The organism is Pseudoalteromonas atlantica, assembly GCA_007988745.1.
Lineage (GTDB): Bacteria > Pseudomonadota > Gammaproteobacteria > Enterobacterales > Alteromonadaceae > Pseudoalteromonas > Pseudoalteromonas atlantica.
Window position 1 is genome coordinate 102889 of record BJUT01000006.1, and the last position, 22307, is coordinate 125195.

General features: G+C 41.3%; 22 protein-coding genes. 11 read left to right on the forward strand and 11 right to left on the reverse strand.

The genetic code is table 11. From position 1 onward, the window contains the following. Positions 1-21: 21 nt before the first annotated feature. The 6 genes from murC (at position 22) to lpxC (ending at position 6653) form a co-directional block, all read left to right on the forward strand. Positions 22-1431 carry a UDP-N-acetylmuramate--L-alanine ligase gene (gene murC, locus PAT01_RS05060; protein WP_051063459.1) on the forward strand — a complete coding sequence of 470 codons (1410 nt, stop codon included), beginning with the start codon at positions 22-24 and terminating at the stop codon, positions 1429-1431. Next, complete coding sequence (locus PAT01_RS05065; protein WP_024033298.1) at positions 1428-2348, forward strand: D-alanine--D-alanine ligase; 921 nt, start codon at positions 1428-1430, stop codon at positions 2346-2348. Before murC ends, PAT01_RS05065 begins: the two co-directional genes overlap by 4 nt. 1 nt (position 2349) lies before the next feature. Further along, the gene (locus PAT01_RS05070) at positions 2350-3135 is read left to right on the forward strand and encodes a cell division protein FtsQ/DivIB (protein WP_004589419.1); all 786 of its coding nucleotides are present in this window, start codon (positions 2350-2352) and stop codon (positions 3133-3135) included. Then, positions 3132-4364 carry a cell division protein FtsA gene (gene ftsA, locus PAT01_RS05075; RefSeq protein ID WP_154945038.1) on the forward strand — a complete coding sequence of 411 codons (1233 nt, stop codon included), beginning with the start codon at positions 3132-3134 and terminating at the stop codon, positions 4362-4364. The genes PAT01_RS05070 and ftsA overlap by 4 nt, the downstream gene beginning before the upstream one ends. 23 nt (positions 4365-4387) lie before the next feature. Then, positions 4388-5635: a cell division protein FtsZ gene (gene ftsZ, locus PAT01_RS05080; RefSeq protein WP_004589421.1), complete on the forward strand. Its 1248-nt coding sequence runs from the start codon at positions 4388-4390 to the stop codon at positions 5633-5635. Positions 5636-5741: 106 nt separating this feature from the next. After that, positions 5742-6653 (forward strand): UDP-3-O-acyl-N-acetylglucosamine deacetylase, encoded by a 912-nt coding sequence (lpxC, locus tag PAT01_RS05085; protein ID WP_004589422.1) that lies wholly within the window; start codon positions 5742-5744, stop codon positions 6651-6653. Positions 6654-6781: 128 nt separating this feature from the next. Here the strand turns inward: lpxC and yjjG are convergent, their stop codons facing one another. The 3 genes from yjjG to PAT01_RS05100 all read right to left on the reverse strand — a co-directional run bounded on the left by yjjG (position 6782) and on the right by PAT01_RS05100 (position 8961). Beyond that, positions 6782-7456, reverse strand: a complete 675-nt coding sequence (gene yjjG, locus PAT01_RS05090; protein ID WP_154945040.1) for a pyrimidine 5'-nucleotidase — start codon at positions 7454-7456, stop codon at positions 6782-6784. Continuing rightward, a complete protein-coding gene (gene yjjX, locus PAT01_RS05095) occupies positions 7456-7998 on the reverse strand; it encodes an inosine/xanthosine triphosphatase (protein ID WP_064384753.1) in 543 nt (180 codons plus the stop codon). The genes yjjG and yjjX overlap by 1 nt, the downstream gene beginning before the upstream one ends. A gap of 63 nt (positions 7999-8061) precedes the next feature. Next, on the reverse strand, positions 8062-8961 hold the full coding sequence (locus PAT01_RS05100; protein ID WP_004589425.1) for a phosphoribulokinase: 900 nt from the start codon (positions 8959-8961) through the stop codon (positions 8062-8064). Positions 8962-9077: 116 nt separating this feature from the next. On the opposite strand from PAT01_RS05100, the gene PAT01_RS05105 reads away from it, so the two are divergent. Then, on the forward strand, positions 9078-9950 hold the full coding sequence (locus PAT01_RS05105) for a TolB-like translocation protein (protein ID WP_154945042.1): 873 nt from the start codon (positions 9078-9080) through the stop codon (positions 9948-9950). Between the two features lie 63 nt (positions 9951-10013). Beyond that, positions 10014-10379: a hypothetical protein gene (locus PAT01_RS05110; protein WP_004589427.1), complete on the forward strand. Its 366-nt coding sequence runs from the start codon at positions 10014-10016 to the stop codon at positions 10377-10379. Positions 10380-10444: 65 nt separating this feature from the next. Here the strand turns inward: PAT01_RS05110 and PAT01_RS05115 are convergent, their stop codons facing one another. The 6 genes from PAT01_RS05115 to PAT01_RS05140 all read right to left on the reverse strand — a co-directional run bounded on the left by PAT01_RS05115 (position 10445) and on the right by PAT01_RS05140 (position 15936). After that, positions 10445-13018, reverse strand: a complete 2574-nt coding sequence (locus PAT01_RS05115) for a M1 family metallopeptidase (RefSeq protein ID WP_154945044.1) — start codon at positions 13016-13018, stop codon at positions 10445-10447. Between the two features lie 148 nt (positions 13019-13166). After that, positions 13167-13847, reverse strand: a complete 681-nt coding sequence (locus PAT01_RS05120) for a site-specific integrase (protein WP_029774055.1) — start codon at positions 13845-13847, stop codon at positions 13167-13169. Between the two features lie 153 nt (positions 13848-14000). After that, positions 14001-14351, reverse strand: coding sequence for a DUF2750 domain-containing protein (locus PAT01_RS05125; protein WP_004589430.1), 351 nt, complete (start codon positions 14349-14351; stop codon positions 14001-14003). Positions 14352-14368: 17 nt separating this feature from the next. Further along, positions 14369-14947, reverse strand: coding sequence for a glutathione S-transferase family protein (locus PAT01_RS05130; protein ID WP_154945046.1), 579 nt, complete (start codon positions 14945-14947; stop codon positions 14369-14371). Positions 14948-15002: 55 nt separating this feature from the next. Further along, positions 15003-15284: a peptidylprolyl isomerase gene (locus tag PAT01_RS05135; RefSeq protein WP_004589432.1), complete on the reverse strand. Its 282-nt coding sequence runs from the start codon at positions 15282-15284 to the stop codon at positions 15003-15005. A gap of 79 nt (positions 15285-15363) precedes the next feature. Next, positions 15364-15936: a glutathione peroxidase gene (locus tag PAT01_RS05140; RefSeq protein ID WP_154945048.1), complete on the reverse strand. Its 573-nt coding sequence runs from the start codon at positions 15934-15936 to the stop codon at positions 15364-15366. A gap of 82 nt (positions 15937-16018) precedes the next feature. Here PAT01_RS05140 and PAT01_RS05145 point away from each other — a divergent pair, with 82 nt between their 5' ends. From PAT01_RS05145 to PAT01_RS05155, 3 genes are all read left to right on the forward strand, one after another. Then, complete coding sequence (locus tag PAT01_RS05145) at positions 16019-16510, forward strand: GNAT family N-acetyltransferase (protein ID WP_096042294.1); 492 nt, start codon at positions 16019-16021, stop codon at positions 16508-16510. 110 nt (positions 16511-16620) lie between these two features. Continuing rightward, complete coding sequence (locus PAT01_RS05150) at positions 16621-18612, forward strand: sensor histidine kinase (protein WP_154945050.1); 1992 nt, start codon at positions 16621-16623, stop codon at positions 18610-18612. A gap of 49 nt (positions 18613-18661) precedes the next feature. Beyond that, positions 18662-19789: a response regulator gene (locus tag PAT01_RS05155; protein ID WP_024033288.1), complete on the forward strand. Its 1128-nt coding sequence runs from the start codon at positions 18662-18664 to the stop codon at positions 19787-19789. 32 nt (positions 19790-19821) lie between these two features. On the opposite strand, the gene queG is transcribed toward PAT01_RS05155, so the two are convergent. Both queG and PAT01_RS05165 read right to left on the reverse strand, forming a co-directional pair. Next, positions 19822-20961: a tRNA epoxyqueuosine(34) reductase QueG gene (gene queG, locus PAT01_RS05160; protein ID WP_404821009.1), complete on the reverse strand. Its 1140-nt coding sequence runs from the start codon at positions 20959-20961 to the stop codon at positions 19822-19824. Positions 20962-21072: 111 nt separating this feature from the next. Further along, positions 21073-22290, reverse strand: coding sequence for a methyl-accepting chemotaxis protein (locus PAT01_RS05165; protein ID WP_004589438.1), 1218 nt, complete (start codon positions 22288-22290; stop codon positions 21073-21075). Between the last annotated feature and the right edge of the window lie 17 nt (positions 22291-22307).

Below are 22307 nucleotides of genomic sequence, written 5' to 3' on the forward strand. Positions count from 1 at the left end.
GAACAACAAACTCGACCTGCTATGCGTCGAATAGAAACCATCCATTTTATTGGTATTGGTGGTGCGGGTATGGGCGGTATTGCTGAAGTACTGGCTTTTGAAGGCTACCGCATTACAGGCTCAGATATAGCGCACAGCGCAATGACCGAACGCTTAATTAAAGCCGGTGCAGAAGTATTTATAGGCCATCACGAAAACAACGTAAAAGATGCCAACGTAGTTGTTGTTTCAAGTGCTATTGACGAAACAAACCCTGAGATTATTGCTGCAAAAGCAGCGCGTATACCGGTAGTTCGCCGTGCAGAAATGCTTGCCGAATTAATGCGTTTTCGCCATGGCATTGCCATTGCGGGCACACATGGTAAAACCACAACAACCAGTTTAATTGCCAGCATTTATGCTCAGGCAGGGCTTGATCCTACTTTTATTATTGGCGGCTTATTAAATAGCGCGGGCAGTAATGCAAAAGTGGGCAAGAGCGACTTTTTAATTGCTGAGGCAGATGAAAGCGATGCATCGTTTTTGCATTTACAGCCTATGGTATCGGTGATCACCAATATTGAAGAAGATCACATGGAAACCTATGGCGGCAGTCTTGAGAAAATGAAAGACACTTATGTGGACTTTATTCATAACCTGCCATTTTATGGCTTAGCCGTAGTGTGCATAGACTCGCAGGTAGCAAGTGAGCTGATCCCGCGTTTTGGTCGCCCTGTGATCACGTATGGCGAGTCAAAAGATGCCGACTACCGCATGAGCGATTTTAGCCAATCAGCAAGTACTTGTACTTTTACAGTGACACATAAAAGTGGTGAAAGCTTAAGTGCAACGCTTAATATGCCAGGTAAGCACAACGCACTGAATGCCACGGCGGCAATTGCAGTGGCCAAAGATCAAAACATTGCTAACCACGCAATTTTAGAGGCGCTGCAAAAATTTGAAGGCATAGGACGACGCTTCCAGCATTATGGCAACTTTGAAAACGAGCGCGGCAATGTCATGTTGGTGGATGATTACGGACATCACCCATCAGAAGTTGCTGCCACCATTGCAGCGGTACGCGAAGGCTGGCCAGAAAAGCGTTTAGTTATGGTTTATCAACCGCACAGGTTTACCCGTACACGCGATTTATACGAAGACTTTGTAAAAGTATTAGCAGATGTAGATCAACTTTTATTACTAGATGTGTACAGTGCCGGCGAAGAGCCTATTGTTGGTGCAGACAGTAAAAGCCTGTGCCGCAGCTTACGTCAGCGCGGAAAAGAGCCTCTACATGTAGCAACGAGCGCAGAGCTTGCTGGTGTGCTGGCCGATAACTTACAAAATAACGACTTAGTTTTAACGCAAGGCGCTGGTAATATAGGACAATTGGTTAAAACATTAGCGGCAACAGGTATGTCGGTGGAAAAATTAAAGCAAGGTGAAGTATGACGCAAGAAAACGCGCAATTTGGTAAAGTAGCAGTACTGCTTGGGGGTAACTCAGCAGAGCGCGAAGTGTCACTACGTTCAGGGCAAGCGGTGCTTAATGCACTACAAAATGCCGGCGTTGATGCCATTGCTTTTGACCCGCAAAATCGCTCTTTGTGGGAGCTGAAAGAATTACAGGTAGATCGTGTTTTTATTGCTTTGCATGGCCGTGGTGGCGAAGATGGGACAGTGCAAGGCGCACTTGAATTTATGAACTTGCCATACACGGGCAGCACTGTATTAGGCTCAGCCTTGGCAATGGATAAAGTCCGTTGTAAGCATTTATTTAAATCTGCAGGACTAAGCACAGCGCCTTATGCAGTTGTTGATGCTAAAAAAGGCTTTGATGCAAAAGCTATTATGGATGAGTTTAAAAAAGTAATGGTTAAGCCATCGCACGAAGGCTCAAGCATAGGTATGGCGCAAGCAAGTACCGCTCAAGAGCTTGAAGATGCCCTTACACACGCTTTTAAGTTTGATAGCCAAGTGTTAGTAGAGCAGTGGATAACCGGACGCGAATTTACCGTGACTGTATTAGGCGATGAAGTACAGCCTGTGATTGAAATGACGACTCCAAATGGTTTTTACGATTACCAAGCTAAGTATCAATCAAATACAACACAGTATCATTGCCCTGCAGATTTATCGGCGCAAGATACGCAGCACTTACAGGCTATCTCGTTAGAGGCGTTTGATTTAGTGGGTGCAAGCGGCTGGGGCCGTGTAGATGCCATGCAAGATGAGCAGGGGAATTTTTATTTATTAGAAGTAAATACAGTCCCTGGCATGACCGAAAAATCGCTGGTGCCCATGGCGGCAAAAGCAAACGGGGCAACATTTGAGCAATTAGTTGTTCGCATTTTGGGGCAAACGCTTTAATATGCATCCCCTTTTAGAAAAAGCTCAACAGTTAAAACAGCAACTTAACTTTAATTGGTCGCTAATTTTTGGTGTGAGCTTTTTTCTGGTGGTAGTGATTGGGCTCGTGCAAATAACTACCGGTGTATCTGATTGGCTAGTAGAGAACAAAGATGCACAAATAAAGCACTTAACAGTGCTAGGAAAGCCCAAATACACTGACGAAAAGGCCATAATAAAAGCAATAAAAAAGGCCGATTTAAGCAGTTTTTTTGAGCTAGATGTAAAACGCGTACAGCAACTGGTAAAAGATTTACCTTGGGTTGCAACCGTATCGGTACGCAAGCAATGGCCCGATACAATACAAGTGTACGTAGTTGAACACGAAGCCGTAGCCCATTGGAATAGCGATTTACTGCTAAACCAAAGTGGCGATGCCTTTGAAGCAAGTAGCGATAAACTCGCCAATGATTTACCGCAACTTTACGGCCCAGAAGGCAGCGAAAAAGAAGCGTGGATTGCCTTTAAGCAGTTTGACGAAATGCTAAAGGTAAATGCGTTAACGTTAAAAAGCTTAGCCCTTTCGGAGCGTTTTTCGTGGCAGTTATGGTTAGATAATGGTGTGCGCTTAAATTTAGGGCGCAAAGACAAAGCAAAGCGAGTACAGCGGTTTATAGATGTGTACCCGCGCATGGAAAAGCGTGCAGATGCACAAATAGATGCAATAGATTTACGCTATGATACCGGCCTTGCAGTTAGCTATAAGCCTGTGCAAGAACAGCAATTACAAAATAAGAGTAAGGCATGACTAAGTCAGCAGAAAGAAACCTAGTGATTGGATTAGACGTTGGTACCTCAAAAGTGGTGGCCACGGTAGGTGAAATCACCGCAGATAACAAGCTCAGCATTGTTGGTGTGGGCAGCCAAGTATCTCATGGTATGGATAAAGGCGGCGTTAACGATTTAAACTTAGTGTCTGAGTCGATTCGCCGAGCAATAGATGAAGCCGAGTTAATGGCTGATTGTCGTATTAGCTCAGTGTACTTAGGGATTTCTGGCAAGCACATACAGTGTCAAAACGAAAGCGGCGTGGTTGCTATTAATAATACAGAAGTAACCGATGAAGACATTGAAAATGTAATTCATATAGCGCGCTCTGTGCCCATTTCGGCCGAGCGTAAAATGCTGCATGCATTACCGCAAGAATACAGCATTGATATGCAAGAGGGCATTAAAAACCCCCTTGGTATGAGCGGCGTACGTATGGAAGCACGTGCACACATTATTACCTGCTCAAACGACATGGCTAAAAACATTGAAAAATGTGTTGAGCGCTGTGGTTTAGAGGTTGATCAGCTTATATTTACCGCACTTGCATCGTGTTACTCGGTTTTAACCGATGACGAAAAAGAGCTTGGTGTAGCGGTACTTGATATTGGTGGTGGTACAATGGATATCACTATTTATATTAACGGGGCATTACGCCATTCTTCGGTTATCCCAGTGGCGGGTAATCAAGTAACCGGTGATATTGCAAAAATATTTCGTACACCTATATCACATGCTGAGTCACTCAAAGTACAATATGCATGTGCAAGTAGCCAAATGGCCAGTAACGAAGACACCATAGAAGTACCAAGTGTAGGCGGGCGACCAGCACGATTAATGTCGCGCCATACTTTATCTGAAGTGGTAGAGCCTCGTTTTAGAGAATTATTTGAATTAGCGATGGAAGAAATTCGTCGCTCAGGTTTAGAAGACCAAATTGCGGCAGGCCTCGTTATTACAGGCGGGACTGCTAAAATGACTGGCGCAATGGAAGTGGCTGAAGACATTTTCCAAATGCCAGTGAGAATAGGCAAACCAATCGGGATAGTTGGTTTGACAGACTACGTAGACGATCTTTCGTACGCAACCGCTGTAGGTTTGTTACAATACGGGCGCACTATGCAATCGATGAATGCACAAAAGTCGAAAGCAGAGGATAATAATAATTGGTGGAACCGCATTACTAAATGGTTCCAAGGCGAGTTTTAAAGTACTCAAGTCGGAGAGTAAACATGTTTGATATGATGGAACAACACAGCGAAGAAGCTGTAATTAAGGTAATTGGCGTGGGCGGTGGCGGCGGTAACGCTGTTGAGCACATGGTAAAACAACAAATAGAAGGCGTGCGCTTTATAGCCGCTAATACGGATGCACAAGCATTACGTAATTCCGCTGCCGATATTACCGTACAACTAGGCACGCAAATAACCTCAGGGTTAGGTGCAGGTGCAAACCCAGAAGTAGGCCGCGAATCGGCTGAAGAAGATGCAGAAACAATCCGTGCCAGCCTTGAAGGCGCAGATATGGTATTTATTGCTGCCGGCATGGGTGGTGGTACAGGTACTGGTGCTGCACCTGTGGTTGCTAAAATTGCCAAAGAATTAGGTATTTTAACGGTTGCTGTAGTAACGCGTCCTTTTGACTTTGAAGGCAAAAAGCGCGCAGCAGCTGCTGAACAAGGCATTAACGAATTGTCAGAAATTGTAGACTCACTTATTACAATTCCGAACAATAAATTGCTTAAAGTTTTAGGTAAAGGGACTACACTGTTAGATGCCTTCGCTAAAGCAAACGACGTACTTTTTGGTGCGGTTCAAGGTATTGCGGAGCTAATTACACGTTCTGGTTTAATTAACGTGGATTTCGCCGACGTACGTACCGTAATGTCAGCAATGGGTACTGCCATGATGGGCACAGCCTCTGCATCAGGCCCAGATCGTGCTCAAGAAGCTGCAGAAGCGGCTATCTCAAGCCCATTACTAGAAGACGTTGATTTAACCGGTGCTAAAGGTATTTTGGTTAATATTACCGCGGGTATGGACATTGCGATTGAAGAATTTGAAATTGTGGGTAACCACGTTAAAGCGCTAGCGTCTGAAAATGCAACTGTGGTTGTAGGTGCGGTTATTGACCCAGAAATGAGCGACGAGTTACGTGTAACCGTTGTTGCTACGGGGTTAGGCGGCGATCGTCGTCCGCAGTTTGGTATTGTTGATAACGGCTTTAAAAAGGCATCAGGTTCTGATGTAGCAAGTTCATCAAACCAATCTAGCAGCATGTACGTACCAAGCTTTGCAAGCCAAGGCACAAGCACTGAAGAAACGACGCCAAGCACGCAAGTAGAAAGCAAAGAACAAGCGCCATCTACAAGCTCAAGCAACACGGCAAGTTCATCAGCGCAAAACAGTAAAAAAGCGGATAAATCAGAAGGCGGAGATTATTTTGATATTCCGGCTTTTTTACGTAAGCAGGCTGATTAACATTTACTAATGCTTTTGTTTGAAATATGTACAAATATTGAAAGGCAAAAGGATTTATGTTAAACTCCGCCGTCTAACTGTAACTGATTTAAAAGTGAGCGAACCTATGATTAAACAGCGTACGATTGCACAAGTAGTCAAAGCCATAGGAATTGGACTTCATAAAGGTGAGAAGGTCACAATAACTCTCCGACCTGCGAGCGCAAATACCGGGATTGTATTTCGTCGTGTCGACCTTGATCCGGTTGTTGATTTTGAAACAACACCTGAAGCCGTTGGTGATACGCAGCTGTGTACCTGTTTAATTAACAAAGATGGCGTTCGCTTATCAACGACTGAGCACCTAATTGCAGCGGTTGCTGCAATGGGTATCGATAATTTAATTGTTGAATTAGACAGCTCAGAAGTGCCGATTATGGATGGTAGTGCATTACCGTTCATTTATTTGTTACAAAAAGGCGGCATTGAAGAGCAAAATGTTGCGAAACGCTTTATTCGTATAAAAGAAAAAGTACGTATTGAAGAAGGCGATAAATGGGCCGAAGTAGAACCATATGATGGTTTTCACATCGACTTTGAAATTGCCTTTGATCATCCGGCCATTAATGAAAGCCGCCAGCGCATTGGTTTAGATATTACTGCGCAAAGCTTTACTGAAGAAATTAGCCGTGCACGTACGTTTGGCTTTATGAAAGACATTGAATACATGCATGCTAATAACCTAGCACTTGGTGGCAGCATGGACAGCGCAGTAGTACTTGATGACTTTAAAGTACTAAACCCAAATGGTTTGCGCTACAGCGATGAATTTGTAAAACACAAAATATTAGACTGTGTGGGCGACATGTTTATGACAGGTCATAACCTACTAGGTAAAGTAACGGCTTATAAATCGGGTCACGATTTAAATAATAAGTTACTTCGCAAAATTATGGCAACAGAGTCAGCGTGGGAGTGGGCAACATTTGAAACGCCTGTTACGATGCCTGCACCCGGCCTTGAATTAGCGACGGCCTAATTTAGTATTTTTTAAAAATACACGCTCACAAACAGTTATAAAAAATGACGCTTAATAGCGTCATTTTTTTGCCTTAAATTAGCGAGTTGTAGCTAATTACTATTAATTTTTAATAATTAACGCGCAGCTTAAAGCGCTAAAATTGCTGGTAACTGTGCCAGTTCAGTTATGGTGTAGGTTGGGCTTATGCCTGCTGGTAACTGCTCGCCTGGGTGCTGTAGCCAACAGGTATCAATACCGGCATTATTGCCTCCTAAAATATCGCTAGAGGCAGTGTCGCCCACCATTAATATTTTGCTTTTGTCTGGGTTACCCATAAGCTCAAATGTGTGCTCAAAAATAGCCTTGTTAGGCTTAGCAATGCCTACCAGTTCCGAAATAACCAGCCAATCAAACATGTTTTCAAGGCCGGTATGCGCTAGGCGCAGGGCTTGCAAACGTGCAAAGCCATTAGTAATAATACCCAATCGTGCATGCGGTTTGAGTGCATTTAGTAAATCGATTGCGCCGGGGAGTGGTTCACAAATTTGTGCCATAGCATCTAAAAATGCATCGTTTAGCTCCTTAGCGGGTACCCCTAATTTTACAGCCCACTCGTTAAAGCGGGTTACTTGTAAGTAATCGGCGCTAATTTTTCCATCTTGATAATCTATCCACAGCTGCTTATTAGTTTTTTGGTAATGGATGTAATCGGTTTGGGTAAACTCAATGTTGTACGCTTTAAACATGCGGGTCATTCCCGCTAAAATATCAAACCTGAATAGTGTTTCGTCTGCATCAAACAGTACATAACTGTATTTCATTAATTTTCCTGATAAAGGCTAGGGTGTAAAAAAGGAGCCATAGCTAAGGTAAGCGCTTGGGTGTAGGTGCTTTGACGAGTGGCATGGTTGTTTGTGAGAAGCCCTATCGCGCCGCCTTTTTGCTTAACATTATGGGTGTTAAATGCTTTATCCATTACATCGCCAAGCTCTTCTCCGCTTAGCAGCGCGTTATATAACACTTGCGGTAACGGCAGGTTACTGCTGCGTCCTATCGCTTGCTCAGAGCCATTATTAATCACAACATAGGCAAAGGTTGCAGCTCCATAGCTAAATTGCTCTGCACCGCCTTCCATTGCACAGTAGTAATCTGCTTGGTACATGCTTTTACAGTAAGTAACTCGGTTTTGTGCGCCTATACGGGTTTGTTCCTCGCCAATTGGTTGATCGGGAACATTTGAGGGAGCATCAACGCCTTGGCAATCAATTTCATAACTAGGAAAGTACATTGCAAAAATATGTTTTGCAGCGTTAATTTTTACTGGGTTTTTAGAGCCCACAATAATTTTTAATGAGTGCGACACGTTTTCCCTCACTGTTAGCAAAAGCAGCAGTGTACGTCAGAAGTGTAAATCATAAAAGAGGGGCTAAATGGGTATATCTAAAGGGGCTAGGTTTTCAAGAGCACGCTTTTTAACAATAATGTCTTTAATAAGCGGGGTAAGCACCAGCTCCATTGCTAAACCCATTTTACCGCCTGGCACCACAAGGGTATTTATACGTGACATAAAGCTGCCTTCAATCATCTGTAAATAATACGGAAAATCAACGTCATCAATTCCTCTAAAGCGAATAACCACAAAGCTTTCATCTAGCGAAGGTATATCTTTTGCGCTAAATGGGTTTGACGTATCAACCGTTGGCACACGTTGAAAGTTAATATGGGTGCGCGAAAACTGTGGTGTAATGTGATTAATGTAGTCATCCATACTGCGTACAATGGAGTCCATTACTTTTTCGCGAGAGTGGCCGCGGTCTTGCGTATCGCGGATCAATTTTTGGATCCATTCAAGGTTAATAATAGGCACCATGCCTATAAGTAGATCCACGTGCTTAGCTACATCATGATCCTGATCAACCACGCCACCGTGCAAGCCTTCGTAAAACATTAAATCAGTGTTTGTTTCAAGATCTTGCCAAGGGGTAAAGGTCCCCGGTAATTGATTATAAGGCACTGCTTCATCAAAGGTATGTAAGTATCGGCGCAATTTGCCTTGGCCTGTTTCGCCGTAGGTACCAAATAAGGTTTCTAATGCGCCAAAGTCATTGGCTTCACGGCCAAAGTAACTTATGTGTTTACCTTCTTGTTGTGCTTCGCGTACTTTTTTATCCATTTCTGGGCGCGTGTAACGATGAAAGCTATCTCCTTCGATAAAAGCCGCATCAATGTTGAGGCTACGAAAAATATGTTTAATTGCATTGGTGGTAGTGGTAGTTCCCGCACCCGACGAACCTGTAATAGCAATGATAGGATGTTTAGCTGACATGTATTTTCTCTTTTTTAGGACCAAGTTAGTTATAAAGAGTTGACTGACTTAGGTCAAGTGACGCCATCGGCAAATAACGTTATCATGAGGTGCTTAAAAATAAAACGAGAGAAAGCATGAAACTTATTAAACCATGGCTTGGGCTAGTCTCTTTAGCGGCGCTAAGCCTTGCTACAGCGCAGGCTAGCATGCCTAAAAGCCAAATATTACTTGCTGATTTAAATACACCCTACGGTATGCAAGTGAGTATAGTGAGCGACAAAAATAGCTATAACAACCAACCTAATTTAACAAACAAGGGTATTTATTTCACCCATGAAGTTATTTCAAGCGAGCAAAGTCAAACCGATATTGCCTATTATGATTTAGCAACCAAGCAAATAAGCAACATAACAAATACGCCAGTGAGCGAATATTCGCCCACTGTTATGCCCTCAAAACAAAGTTTATCGGCTATTGTGGTAGAGCAAGATAGCAAACAAAAGTTGTGGCAATACCCACTCGATACTGAGCAAGCACCGAGCCGTATTTTTGATTGGATTGAACCTGTTGGCTACCACGCATGGGGCGCTCAAAGCGACTTAGTGATGTTTATTTTAGGTGAGCCACATACATTGCAATATACTTCGGTTGCAGCGGCAAAAGGCGAGGTGGTAGCAAGTAACATAGGGCGTACGCTTATTTATAACAGTAAAAGCGCAACATTTTTATTTAGCTACACAAAAAATGATCAGCATACTTTAGCAAGCTTTAACCCGCAATCTAAACAGGTAGAAGATTTACTTAGATTGCCAGAGCAAGTACAAGACTTTATTTTAAAAGATGCTAATACAGTGGCTTATGCGGTTAAAAACCGTGTATATATGCGTAACTTAAGCGGCACCGATGAGGTTTCTCAATGGCTTAACTTAAGCCCATATTGCGAGACAAACATAACGCGAATGAGTTATAAAAACGACAAACTTGCCTTTGTATGCGATGTAAAATAATTCGGACTTTGCAGCGCGTATAGGCTAATGTAATGCACAATTAAACATTAAAGGGATCACCACGTGGCTTATAGTGCAGATGAGTTAACAGAGCAGCTCATTCAGTTAAAGTGCAGAAGCAACTTTAAAATTAAAAACATTGCTGAGTACATGTTAGCAAATTCTAAAGAAGCAATTTATACCCACAGCGAAGCGGGTAAAGGCAAAATAATTATTCGCCCAGCCTTTGAAGTGTTTAGCGATGATTTTGCAACAATTGATGAGGTAACACGAGTACAAGGTTATTTTCATAGTAGCGAGATGACACGCTTTCCTACACGTATTCACAAAAGTGCGCAGCCGATTCACTATGGTGTGGCCTTTAAAATTAACTCAGAGCAAGCAGCAAAAGACTTTATTGCCAAGCTAACACAGATTATTAACGGGTAAATAAAAGCCGCTGAGTGAATAACTCAGCGGCTTTTTTAATTATGCATATTTACTTTTAATTAAGCTTACTTGCTTTTTAAAAAGTCATTAACTGATGCCAGTTCACGCTTTTTAAGCGCAATACAGTCATGGGTACTTTCTTCAAGCTTGCTTAGTGTACGCGCGTAGCCAGGTGTTTCTTCAATTTTATCTTTAAAGAATGTTTGCGTGGTTGCTAAACTTTGTTCATCACAACGCGCGGTTGTAAAGTACGGTAAGTTAGGCACAAAAAACGGCGGTAAGCTTTGTGTTACCTTGTCGTAATTGCTGTATATCCACTCAATAAATAGTGCTTGGCGTGACTCGCTATAACTTTGACCCGCTAAAATGGTGCGCATATCAGATGCGGTTACTTCGTCGGTTAGGGTGTACGCTAATACTTGCTTTTGTAACTGCGCTTTACCCATAAAGCCCATTGCAGCCAGCATGTTTGTGCGTACTTGTGGATCTTTAGTGGTTTTAAAGGTTGCCATAAATTGATCAAGTAAGGCTTTATCCCCATTATAGGCGGCAAGTTTTAAGTAGGTAGCTGCTAAATACGGATCCACTTTTTGCGGATCGTTTAAGTATACTTGTGTTTGCTCTTTTGCTTTGCTGATCACACGTTGATCTTCGCCATCAAAACCAAGCAAGGACACAACACCTGCACGTAGTTGCGATACTGCACCGTCTTCGCCAGCTTGTGCTTCAAGTGAATATTTTTTAGCTGCAGGCATTACTGCACTGCGAATAAACTCAGGCCATAACGCTTCGTTGCTTTCATCTTTAAAGGTATTTTTTTGCGATACCAAATAGCCCAGTGCTGTATTTGCAACACGAGGATGATCATCGCTCACAAATACTTCTAAGGTTTGCATTAACTTAGCCGCCGATATTACACCCGCATCAAGTAGTGCATCAGTGGCAGAGAGCAGCGCTAAACGCTCACGATCATTAAGTGCTTGCGGAGCATGTTTTATAAGTGAATCAAACTGCGCATCGTCCATTACCCAGCGGTAATAACCTAGCGCCCCTTCATCGGGATAAATCCACTGTGGCTCAAAATCAAGTGTTAAGGTTTGGCTTTGCTTATTAAGTAAAATACTGGCTGTTTTTACTTTATCACCAGCGCCATATTTTATCCCAACAGGGACATTCCAAAGCTGTGCGGGTGCATCTACACCGGCATTAGCAAAGCGACTTTGCGATATAGTAATTTTTTTACCGTCTTGTTTTACATCTACAAGCGGAAAAGAAGACTGTTCAATAAATGATTTTAAAACACTCGCAACATCTTTATTAGAAGCTTTACCTAGCGCTTCCCATAAATCGGCTGCTTCGGCGTTTTTATACGAGAATTTTTTTAAGTAACTTTGAATCCCTTTTTGGAATGCGTCTTCACCAATCCAGTTTTCAACCATAGCCAGTACAGCGCTGCCTTTACTGTAGGCAAGCCCTAAACCATCCATAATATCGGCTTCGGTTTTAATCGGTTTACGAATCGGCTTAGTGCTTAAGCGAGCATCTAATGCCATTACGTTGTTTTGTGGTAAATCAAGGTGAGATTCAAATTCTGGATTAAGCTGCTTAGTAATCTTTGCCGCCATCCAGCTGGCAAATGCTTCGTTTAACCATAAGTCGTTCCACCACTTCATGGTAACTAAGTTACCGTACCATTGATGGGCAAGCTCGTGAGCAATAATCGACACATTACGCTGTTTTTTACTGCGTGTAGCAGCTGCTAAATCAACCAGTAATATATCTTCGCGGTAGGTTACTAGGCCTGAGTTTTCCATTGCGCCAAAAGGAAACTCGGGTACTGCTACCGAGTCGAGCTTTTTATAAATATAAGGAATACCAAAATACGCCTCAAGTGCAGCAAGTACTTTTGGCATGTTCTCTTTTGCGTAATCAGCTAAATGAATTTTACCCTGCGGGGTAATAACACGCCCTGGAATTGGCATGTCTTTTATTTCAAGCTCTTCAAAAGGGCCCACGGCCATAGCCACTAAATAAGAAGGAATAGGTGGCGTTTTATCAAAGTAATGCGTTGTCATCTCGCCGTTAACTGTGGTTTTAAGCTCTGGCGTATTGGCATAAACCTTTTGAGACGTTGGCGCTGTAATCGTCAACTGAAACGGTATTTTATAACTTGGTTCATCAAATACCGGAAATGCACGGCGTGCATCATTCATTTCAAACTGAGTAAATAAATAAGGTGTACCCTGATCAATTGTTTTGTATAAGCCCACACTTTGGCGATTATACGGCGCCGAAAAATCTATTTTTAGGGTGTACTTACCCGGTTGAATTTGCTCATCACAGCTAAATTTTACTTTTTCTGTTTTTAGCATTTCGTTATTTAAGTCGCAGTTTTTATCGCCTAGTAACTGCGCCATTTTAACAGCGTAAGCCACGCCGTTAAGTTCAATGTAATGAGTGGGTTTTAACACTTCTAGGGCTATTTCTGTCATCCCTGTAAAGGTGTCTTGGCTTGGGTCGAGTGTTAACGACACCTTTTGTGAACTTGGTTTAGCAAGCTTTTCGATAACGAACTCGTTAGCGTTGGCAGTAGTCATTGCTAAAGCAACACTTACTGTTAATAGGCTTTTTAAAAACATAGTGATCCCTAGATTGTTGTTGTTAGAAACTGACTCAAACAGGCATTTCTATGCCCTTAAAAATTGAGATTTAGATATCCTAGCAGTTTTTTTTATGAGAGTAATTTAATAAAGTGGCTGCTTGGATTTAAAATAGTAACAAATAGTGTCAGTGGCTCTGGCGCAGCTTAAAGCGCTGCCAGTGCAGCTGTGGGTTAATGGTGCGAATTTGCTGTATTACGTTGTTTAGTAAGGCGGTATCGTCAAATTTATCATTGGGGTATTCGTTAAACCCCATTAAATAATTAAAGGCGTCTTTTGAATTAGCCTGTAATGCGTAAATACGTACTTGTTGCTCAAAATTAAGTCGTAGGCTACTTATGGCGGTTTTCATACCGAGTTGATCAACAGTAGGAATGGCACATTTTTGCAAATAACCCGCACGTTCACCTTCACCAGTAAACCAAATGCGTACTTTTTCGCTGTAACGGCCAGACTTAGCCGGTAAATCAAACAACAAACGTGTGTGATTATGTGCTTTAACAAAGGCAATAAAGTCGTTAAGCCCTGCATCAACTAAGGCTTGATGCACCGGAACCAAGCGCGCTTTTATTTTTCCATTAGTATGAAAATTAAAACATAAAATGCCATTTTTAAGCTCAAGATCGTCAAGCGTTAAGCAGCCAATTTCATCGCTATATGCGCCACTGTAATAGGCAATTAAAGGCAACCAAAAATGCCAATGCTTTGCTTGCTCTCTTGCTACTTTAAAATCGCCATAAATATAGCCGTTATAAAGCGTATGCAGCTCCATTGCTGAAAAAGGGCGGCGGCCAAGATGGGTTTTCAACGTAATCCCTTGAAATTAATGACATGTTATATTTTATACTTAAAACAGATAAACATGCGAGTATCGATTTTAGTATTTATGTTTTTAGCTACAAAACAAAAACACCCACTTAAAAAGCAGGTGTTGTATTCACTATTTAATTTATAGTGGCAGTTATTCGCTAAGTGCGCGTGCTAAGCCAACAGGCTCTATTTCTACACACACTTGGTCGTCATTCCAATTTAAACCAACTAATGCGCTGTCTTCGTTTAAATCTTCTACCCACTCATCTAAAAATTCATCTAAATTAATTTCTACAGGCGTAAATTCTTGCCACTCTTCTTTACACTGGGCTTTTGCTGCGTCTTCGCTTTCCCATAAAAGCAGTACATCCGTTTCGGCAAACTGGTTAGATTCGCATACTACAAAGCCGCCGTCGTCGCCACCTAACGCCCACACTTGCTCGCTTAAACGTACTTTTTCTACAAAGCTAACTAGTTGTGATTCAATTTCAATATCGCTCATGTGTTTACCTTATTTGTTTAGAGTCTGGGATCGGTGCTTACTGCAGCTTGACGCGTGCCATAGTTGTTATAAAAACTGACTAAAGCTGCGTGTTGGCTAAAGTCTGTTAATTCACGAAAGCAAATCCAATCAAGTAGGCAGTATAAACTGATGTTAAGGCATTCACAGCCTTTAAATTCATCATCGTTTAAATGACTATTTAAATAGCTTAATGTTTCAGCAATTCGTTCGTTTTGCAGATTAAAAAATAATTTATCGTCGTTAGTATCAAATCCTGAGCGTCTGCTAAGTGCTAATTCTACTAACGAGTCGTTACAGGCGTTAATAATATTAAGTAGGTGCTCTTGCGACCAGCTTAGTGGTGTTTTACCAGCCTTGGCGATAAGGTAACGTAAAATAATGGTTGAATCGCTTAGCGTTAAATCGCCATCAATTAAAACCGGTATTTTTCTTCCTGGGTTGTTACTGGCTAAGGTAGGGCGGTCTTGCTCAGAAAAAATATCTAGGTTTACTAGCGCTAAGTCAACATTGTTTTGTGCTGCCCACATTCTTACTCTGCGCGCAAATGGAGAAGGGTTAGATCCTATAAGTTTCATAATTGCTCCTAAAAAAAGCCGCATAAGCGGCTTTTTGTGTTGCGATAAGTCAACGTTATTCTGAGCGGCTTGTCACTTCTAGTAAGTGATAGCCAAACTGTGTTTGTACAGGGCCTTGTACTTGATTAATTGGCGCTGAAAATACAACTTTATCAAACTCAGGTACCATCATACCTGGGCCAAACTCGCCAAGTGCTCCGCCGTCTTGACCAGAAGGACAGTTTGAATATGTTTTTGCAAGCTCTGCAAAGTCTTCGCCTTGTTCAATCTTAGCTTTTAAATCTAAGCACTCTGCTTCGCTGTCTACTAAAATGTGCCTTGCACTTGCCACTGCCATAAAATCTCCTGTTTAAAGTTGGTGTATTTAACCATTAAAGCCAGTCTAGTTAGTTTTAACTCGCAGTACCAGTATAAACTTAATTGATGAGTAGCGTATTTTCAATTGCATCAATTAATTCTTTTGAATTAGGAGCTACTTTACTGTTAAAGCGTTTAATTGTTTTGCGATCAGCTGAAACTAAATATTTATAAAAGTTCCAGTTAGGTGAGCTGGTTTGCGCGTTTAAGTGTTTAAATATTGGATTTGCATCACTGCCGCGAACTTCGCTGGTAGTAAACATAGTAAAAGTAACGCCGTAATTAATAAAACACACTTTTGCTATGTCTTTTTCATCGTTTTCTTCTTGAAAAAAATCATCAGATGGAAAACCTAATACCACTAAACCTTTGTCTTTGTATTGTTGGTGTACTTTTTCAAGGCCTTCAAATTGAGATGTAAAACCACAATTGCTTGCTGTATTTACAATGAGCAAAGGGCGGTTTTTAAATTGGCATAAGTTTAAGGATTCTTTTGAGCGCAGCTTACGTATCTCTACATTTGTAAAGTCTTCACATTGTTGCTGCTGTTGTTTGCTGGGTAACGTGTCGTTTGCTTGGGCAGCTAAGCTCGTAATAAAAATACTGAGCCCTAGCATCGTTTTTTTTAACATACTCAACGCCTAAATTTATAATTGTTTGACTAGTCTATCTTACGCTAATATGCACAAAAGTGATCAACAATATTAAGCTGTTATGACTACACGTTTAGCCACTATAGAAGATTTACCTGCCATTGTCGCAATATACAACGAAACGATCGCCTCGCGTATGGTGACTGCCGATACCGAAGAAGTATCGGTACAGAGCAAACGTGAGTGGTTTAATAGCCACACCGGTAAACGGCCTATTTATGTTTATTGCGAAAATGACCAAGTACTTGCTTGGCTAAGTTATAAATCGTTTTATGGGCGCCCCGCATACGATGGCACCGTCGAAATGAGCATTTATATTACCAAAGCGGCGCAAGGTAAAGGACTTGGCAAAAAGCTGATGGAGTTTGCCCAAATAGAGGCTAAACAGCTCGAAATTGATGTATTGCTTGGTTTTATATTTAGCCACAACTTACCAAGTATTAAGTTATTCAAGCACTTTGGTTTTAGCGTATGGGGTGAGTTGCCTCATATCGCGGTAATGGATAACACACGCTACAGTTTAACAATATTCGGTAAGCATCTACCAAAATAGTTGTGGAGCTTATCGGTAAAAAAATCAAAATTAAGTCTAACAACCTATACCAACTAAGAAATTATAGGCTACGCTATTAACATATAAAGTGTTTACGATAGTGTGGCTTAATGAGTCGAAAAATTTTAATTGTAGATAGCAGCAGTGTTATCGCAATGAGAGTGAAAGTTTTACTAGAATTAATAGGTTGTGAGGCTGAGCTCGTTCATTACTCTATGATTGATTTATACTCTAACACCAGCCAGTATGACTTGGTAATTGGTGCTTACGGAGTGCCGTGTGAAGTAATAAAGTCGTTAGCTCAAAAAATCTCACAAGACCGATGTGTATTACTTGCCCCTAAAGCCGAAAGCGGTGAGCAACTTAGCGCCTTTAGTGAGCTTAATAAGCTAGTCCCTGATGCAACGGTTATTTATCCGTTTTTTTCAAATAAAGAAATTACCTCATTACTCGAAAACCTCTTAGAGCTTGGCTCTAGTCACGTTCTAAAACTCCCCACTATTTTACTTGTTGATCATATGCCTGAGCGCCTTGAAAAAATGAAAAGTAATTTAGTCGGGGCGCATATCAAAACGCTAACCGCAACCAGTGCTACCGAAGCGGTGACAGTGGCGAATGAAAACAGTATAGATATTTTAATTAGCGATTTTAGCTTTGAAGATGGCACCGGGTTAAATATATTTTCTGCTATTAAAATGTCTCAGCCAGATTGTCGATGCTTATTGTTTACCGCACGCCCTGAGCAAGTTTCAATGATTGAGGCAATTCGTAAAGGGGTTGAAGATGTTTTAATAAAGCCTCTAACCGATAGCGTACTGCTGCAATCGGTACATAAATTGTGGCAAACAGAGCTTTTAAAACGCCGTAACGCTGAGCTAGTTGAGCGTTTACAAGATACCGTTGATGCATTAATCGAAAAAGACAGCCTACTACAAGTTATTTATAAAAATACGCCTGACGCCATTATGTTATTTGAGCGCAGCGGCAAAGTAATAGAAGCAAACGATGCCTGCTTAAGGCTGTTTAAGCTACCCTTTGACAAACTCGCGGGCTTTTCTGTATTTGAATTTTTAGATGAGGAATCAAGTGCTGAAATAAAAAATAAAATCAGCACACTCAATCGTAACCGCCAATTTAGTAGCGACCTACGTTTGCAAAAAACAGACGGCGGGTATATTCCGCTGGTTGGCTCGTTTAACGAAATAGACCACCATGGCGAAATTGCGTTGGCGGTTATATTTAAAAATGTAACTCACTTAAAACAAAAAGAAGAATTACTCCTTGAAGCCAAAGACCTACTTGAGGAGCAAGTGCGAGCTCGTACTTCGCAGCTAGAGCACGCTAAAAATGTGGCCGAAGCTGCCAATTTAAGTAAATCGGAATTTTTGGCTAACATGTCGCACGAGTTACGCACACCTATGCACTCTATATTAAGCTTTTCTCGATTTGGTTTGAGTAAGTTAGAAGCGGGCGATTTTGCTAAAGATAAACTCTTAAAATATTTATCCCGTATTGAAAGCAGCGGCGAGCGTTTACTGTCGTTATTAAACAACTTACTTGATTTATCTAAATTGGATGTAGGGAAATTTCCATTTAACCCACGTCCATACAATATAGAAAGCATTATAAAAACCAGTATTGATGATGTCTCTGGTACGGCTATGGAAAAAGAAATTGAAATTGTTTTTTCAAAACCCGGGCCAGTGGTTGTGCAGTGTGATGAAGAGCAAATTAATCAGCTATTGCGCAATGTGTTAGGTAACGCACTTAAATTTAGCGAACCTAAAAGTCGTATTGAAGTGAACTTAATGGCTGATCAAAACAGCGCCATTATTGATGTAATAGACAATGGAATAGGTATACCTGAGGATGAATTAGAGCACGTGTTTACTAAATTTGTACAAAGCAGCAAAACGAACAGTGGCGCTGGAGGTACTGGTTTAGGGCTTGCGCTTTGTAGAGAGTTTGTAGCACTTCATCAAGGCGAAATTACGGCAAGTAATAATAGCGATGGTGGTGCAACAATTAGGATTCAGGTACCCCTAGAAATAGATTTAGATGAGCATTTAGCCGATGATAAGCTAGCAGTGCAAGATAGCTAATTATATGTGTAAGTAATGTTTAAATGATATTTAATTGGATGATGAAAATATGGCCTTAACTAAAATTCTTGCTGTAGATGATGAACCTTTCAACCTTGAAATTATTGAAGAAATTTTAGAAGATCTTGATTTCGAATTACAAGTTGCCACAAGCGGCCCTGAATGTTTAGCCATGGTTGAAGGCTACATGCCCCAAGTTATTTTACTTGATGTAAGTATGCCGCAAATGAATGGCTACGAAGTGTGTAAAGCATTAAAGGCGAATCCGAATACCGCGCATATAATTGTTATGTTTGTTTCCGCTAGAGGAACGGTGGAAGAGCGTATGGAAGGTTACTCAGTTGGTGCTGAGGATTACATTGTAAAACCGTTTGGGCATGATGAGCTTAAATCAAAACTTAAAAACTTAAACCAAGTATTAATAGAAAAACAAAGCCTTGAAAAACAAGTAGAAGATGCAACATCTACGGCATTTAACGCTATGGCAAACAGTAGCGAAATGGGGCAAATAGTTAACTACATTGAAAACATTGGTTTTATTAATAATCCGCAAGATTTAGGTAAAGCCTTAATAGACTGCTTACAAACGTTTGACCTACAAAGTAATGTTGAATTTAGACATGGCGATACAATAGAGCACTTTGCCCTTAATGGAGTGTGTTCACCTATTGTAATTGAGCTGTTTGATATGCTTAAAAACAAAGGTCGCTTACATGAGTTTTCTCACCGAATATTAGTTAACTACGAGATGATTAGCTTGTTAATTCTGAATATGCCAGATCACGACCCAGATAAACACGGGCGTATTCGTGACCACGTTTGCTTTATTGTCAGTGTGACTGAGCAGCAGTTACGTGCAATTATGACCAAGCAAATGCTTGAGTCGCAGCAGCAAAAGCTAAATGATGTAGCCAGCACAGTGCATAGTAAGTTTCATGGCTTAATTGGGTTACTAAACGAAAACCGCGAAAGTAACGAAAAAGTATTCAAGCAATTACAAGAAGACTTAGAAGTGCGCATACCCACAATGGGGTTAGATGAAGACCAAGAGGTGTTTATTTATAAAAAAGTGGACGAAACTATTCAAAATTCAATTGCCAGAGAAGAGTCGGTTAAACAAGTTAAAGCCGCCTTTGCTGAAATTGAACAAGATTTATCTTTGTTACTTAAAAAATAAATCTCTCACACAATAAGGCTCACCTGAGTGATTTACGCATCACGAGGTAAGCCTTTTTCGACAATTCTAATTAGGCGCTGTGTTTTACGAAGTTGTTCTCGTTGTTTATTATTTTGTTGCTCAAGCGCCCACTCTATATGCTCTTTTACTAGCTGCGAGCTAGACTCATGTTTGCTTTCTAAAGCGTTAATAATGCTAGGGCTAAAATCGGCATTGCCTAAACCCACCGCTAAATTACGCAACCAACGTTCGTGTCCAATACGGCGAATAGGGCTGCCTTCGGTATTTTTTAAAAATGTAGGTTCATCCCAGGCAAATAGCTCAAGTAAGTCTTTGTTTTTTAATTGCGTACGGGGATGGAAGTCTTGCTCATCGGTAATTTGACCATAACGGTTCCATGGGCAAACCAATTGGCAATCGTCGCAGCCATAAACTCGGTTCCCCAATAATGCACGGTATTGCTCAGGTATAGGCCCTTGGTGCTCAATGGTTAAGTACGAAATACATTTGCGTGCATCTACCACATACGGCTCTACAATTGCGCCTGTTGGGCAAAGCGTAATGCAAGCAACGCATTTCCCGCAGCCTTCAAACGTGTTTTCATTATCTATTGGCAGGGGTAAATCAACAAAAAGCTCACCTAAAAAAAACCACGACCCAGCTTCTTGGTTTATTAATAAAGAGTGTTTACCTCGCCAGCCTAATCCCGCTTTTTCAGCAAGCTGGCGCTCAAGCACAGGCGCAGAGTCTACAAATGGCCTAAAACCGTAATCGCCAATTTCTTGCTCTATTTTTTGGCCCAGCTTTTTTAGTCGGTTGCGCATTAATTTGTGATAGTCACGCCCTAATGCGTAGCGGCTAATGTAGGCTTTTTCGGTGTTTTTTAGTGTTTTGGCAAAACTAGCATCAGGGGGCAGGTAGTTCATTTTTACCGAAATAACCCGCTGGGTGCCAGGGACTAGTTCAGCAGGGCGTGCGCGTTTCATGCCATGGGCTGCCATATAATCCATAGAGCCATGGTAGCCCGCATCTAACCAGCGCTGTAATTGTGCTTCGTGTTTAGATAGGTCTATATCGGTAATACCCACCTCACTAAAGCCGAGTTCTTGGCCCCAGGCTTTAATATTTTTGGCTAGCTGTTGATAGTTGGGGGTTGAGTTATTCACACACATTACACACTTAAATAATTAGCTGCGTAATTTACCATATTTATAAAGCGCTGTTGAATGTTGCCAGTTAAAATATTAAGGCAATATACCGCTCGGCTTTTGTTTTGTAATTGCTTATTGCACAAAACGCTTTAATTGCTGTTGTGTTTGTTGGCTAAGTGCATGTGATTGCTGGCTATTACTTAGTGCATGATCAATAGCGCTTTTAGCTTGCTCGCCTAAGGTAACAATTTGCTCTACCGATTGGTGAGTGTGCTGCTGTGCTTGCTCTAGCGTATGCACCGCATCCGCTATTTGCTGTAGCTGCTGTTGGTTTTGTTCAAACTCGCTTAGCATTGTTTTAAACCCTTCAGAGGTATTACTAATGGCGCTTTGTGCGGTACTTGAGTGGCTAATTAACTGCTCACTTTCTTGGTTGGTTTCGTTAACCAGCTCATTCATTTGGTTAATAAAGTCGCTTATTTGTCGGGTTGCTCCACTTACTTTTACCGATAATGTACGTACTTCATCAGCAACAACAGCAAATCCTCTGCCAGCTTCACCAGCGCGTGCCGCTTCAATGGCAGCGTTTAGTGCCAGTAAATTAGTTTGATCCGAAAACTCCTCAACCATTTTTAAAATGCTGCGAATGTTTTCGCTGTTTTCTTTAAGGCCAGACACCGTTTTAGAAAATCTTTGCAGCAAAGTACCAATAAGCGACACTTTATCAACTAAGCTTGCAAGCTCTTGCGACGAAAGCTTAACAAAGTCTAAGTGCTCGCTGTTAACGCTATGCACGCTGTCGGTATTGCTCACTATGCCCTCTAAGCTTTGCACTATTTGGTTACTCGCATTAATAATATTGTGGCTTAGCTGAGTTTGCTGCTCACTTAACTGCTGTGTATTTTGCATAGCGGTATTTACATCAACATTACTTTGCTCGCTGGCTTTAGCGCTGGCGTGAGTTGTACTTAGTAAATCACTTAAGTGGTTAGTAAATAAGTTATATTGCGTACTTAGTTCTTTAAATTCGTCAAAAGAAAATTGCGGTAAGTTGGCGGCTAAATTAGCCTCTTGCTGGTTTATGTTTACTAAAGTGTCGCACATAGCTTTTACAGGGCGCACTATTAAATAGCGCATATAAAAAATAGTAAAGGCAAAGCCCGCTACAATAACCAAGGTTAACAACCAAAATGCGCTAGTGCTGTGCTGCTCGCTTAAGCTTTGATATAACCAAAATAAGGTAATGGCCTGAAACAAAAAAACAAAGCTTAAGTTGCCCACTATTTTACGCGTAAGCGTATAAAAAAATGTTCGCTCAATATAATTATAAAATTGCATTACACCACTCATTTTTTGCTTACCCATCT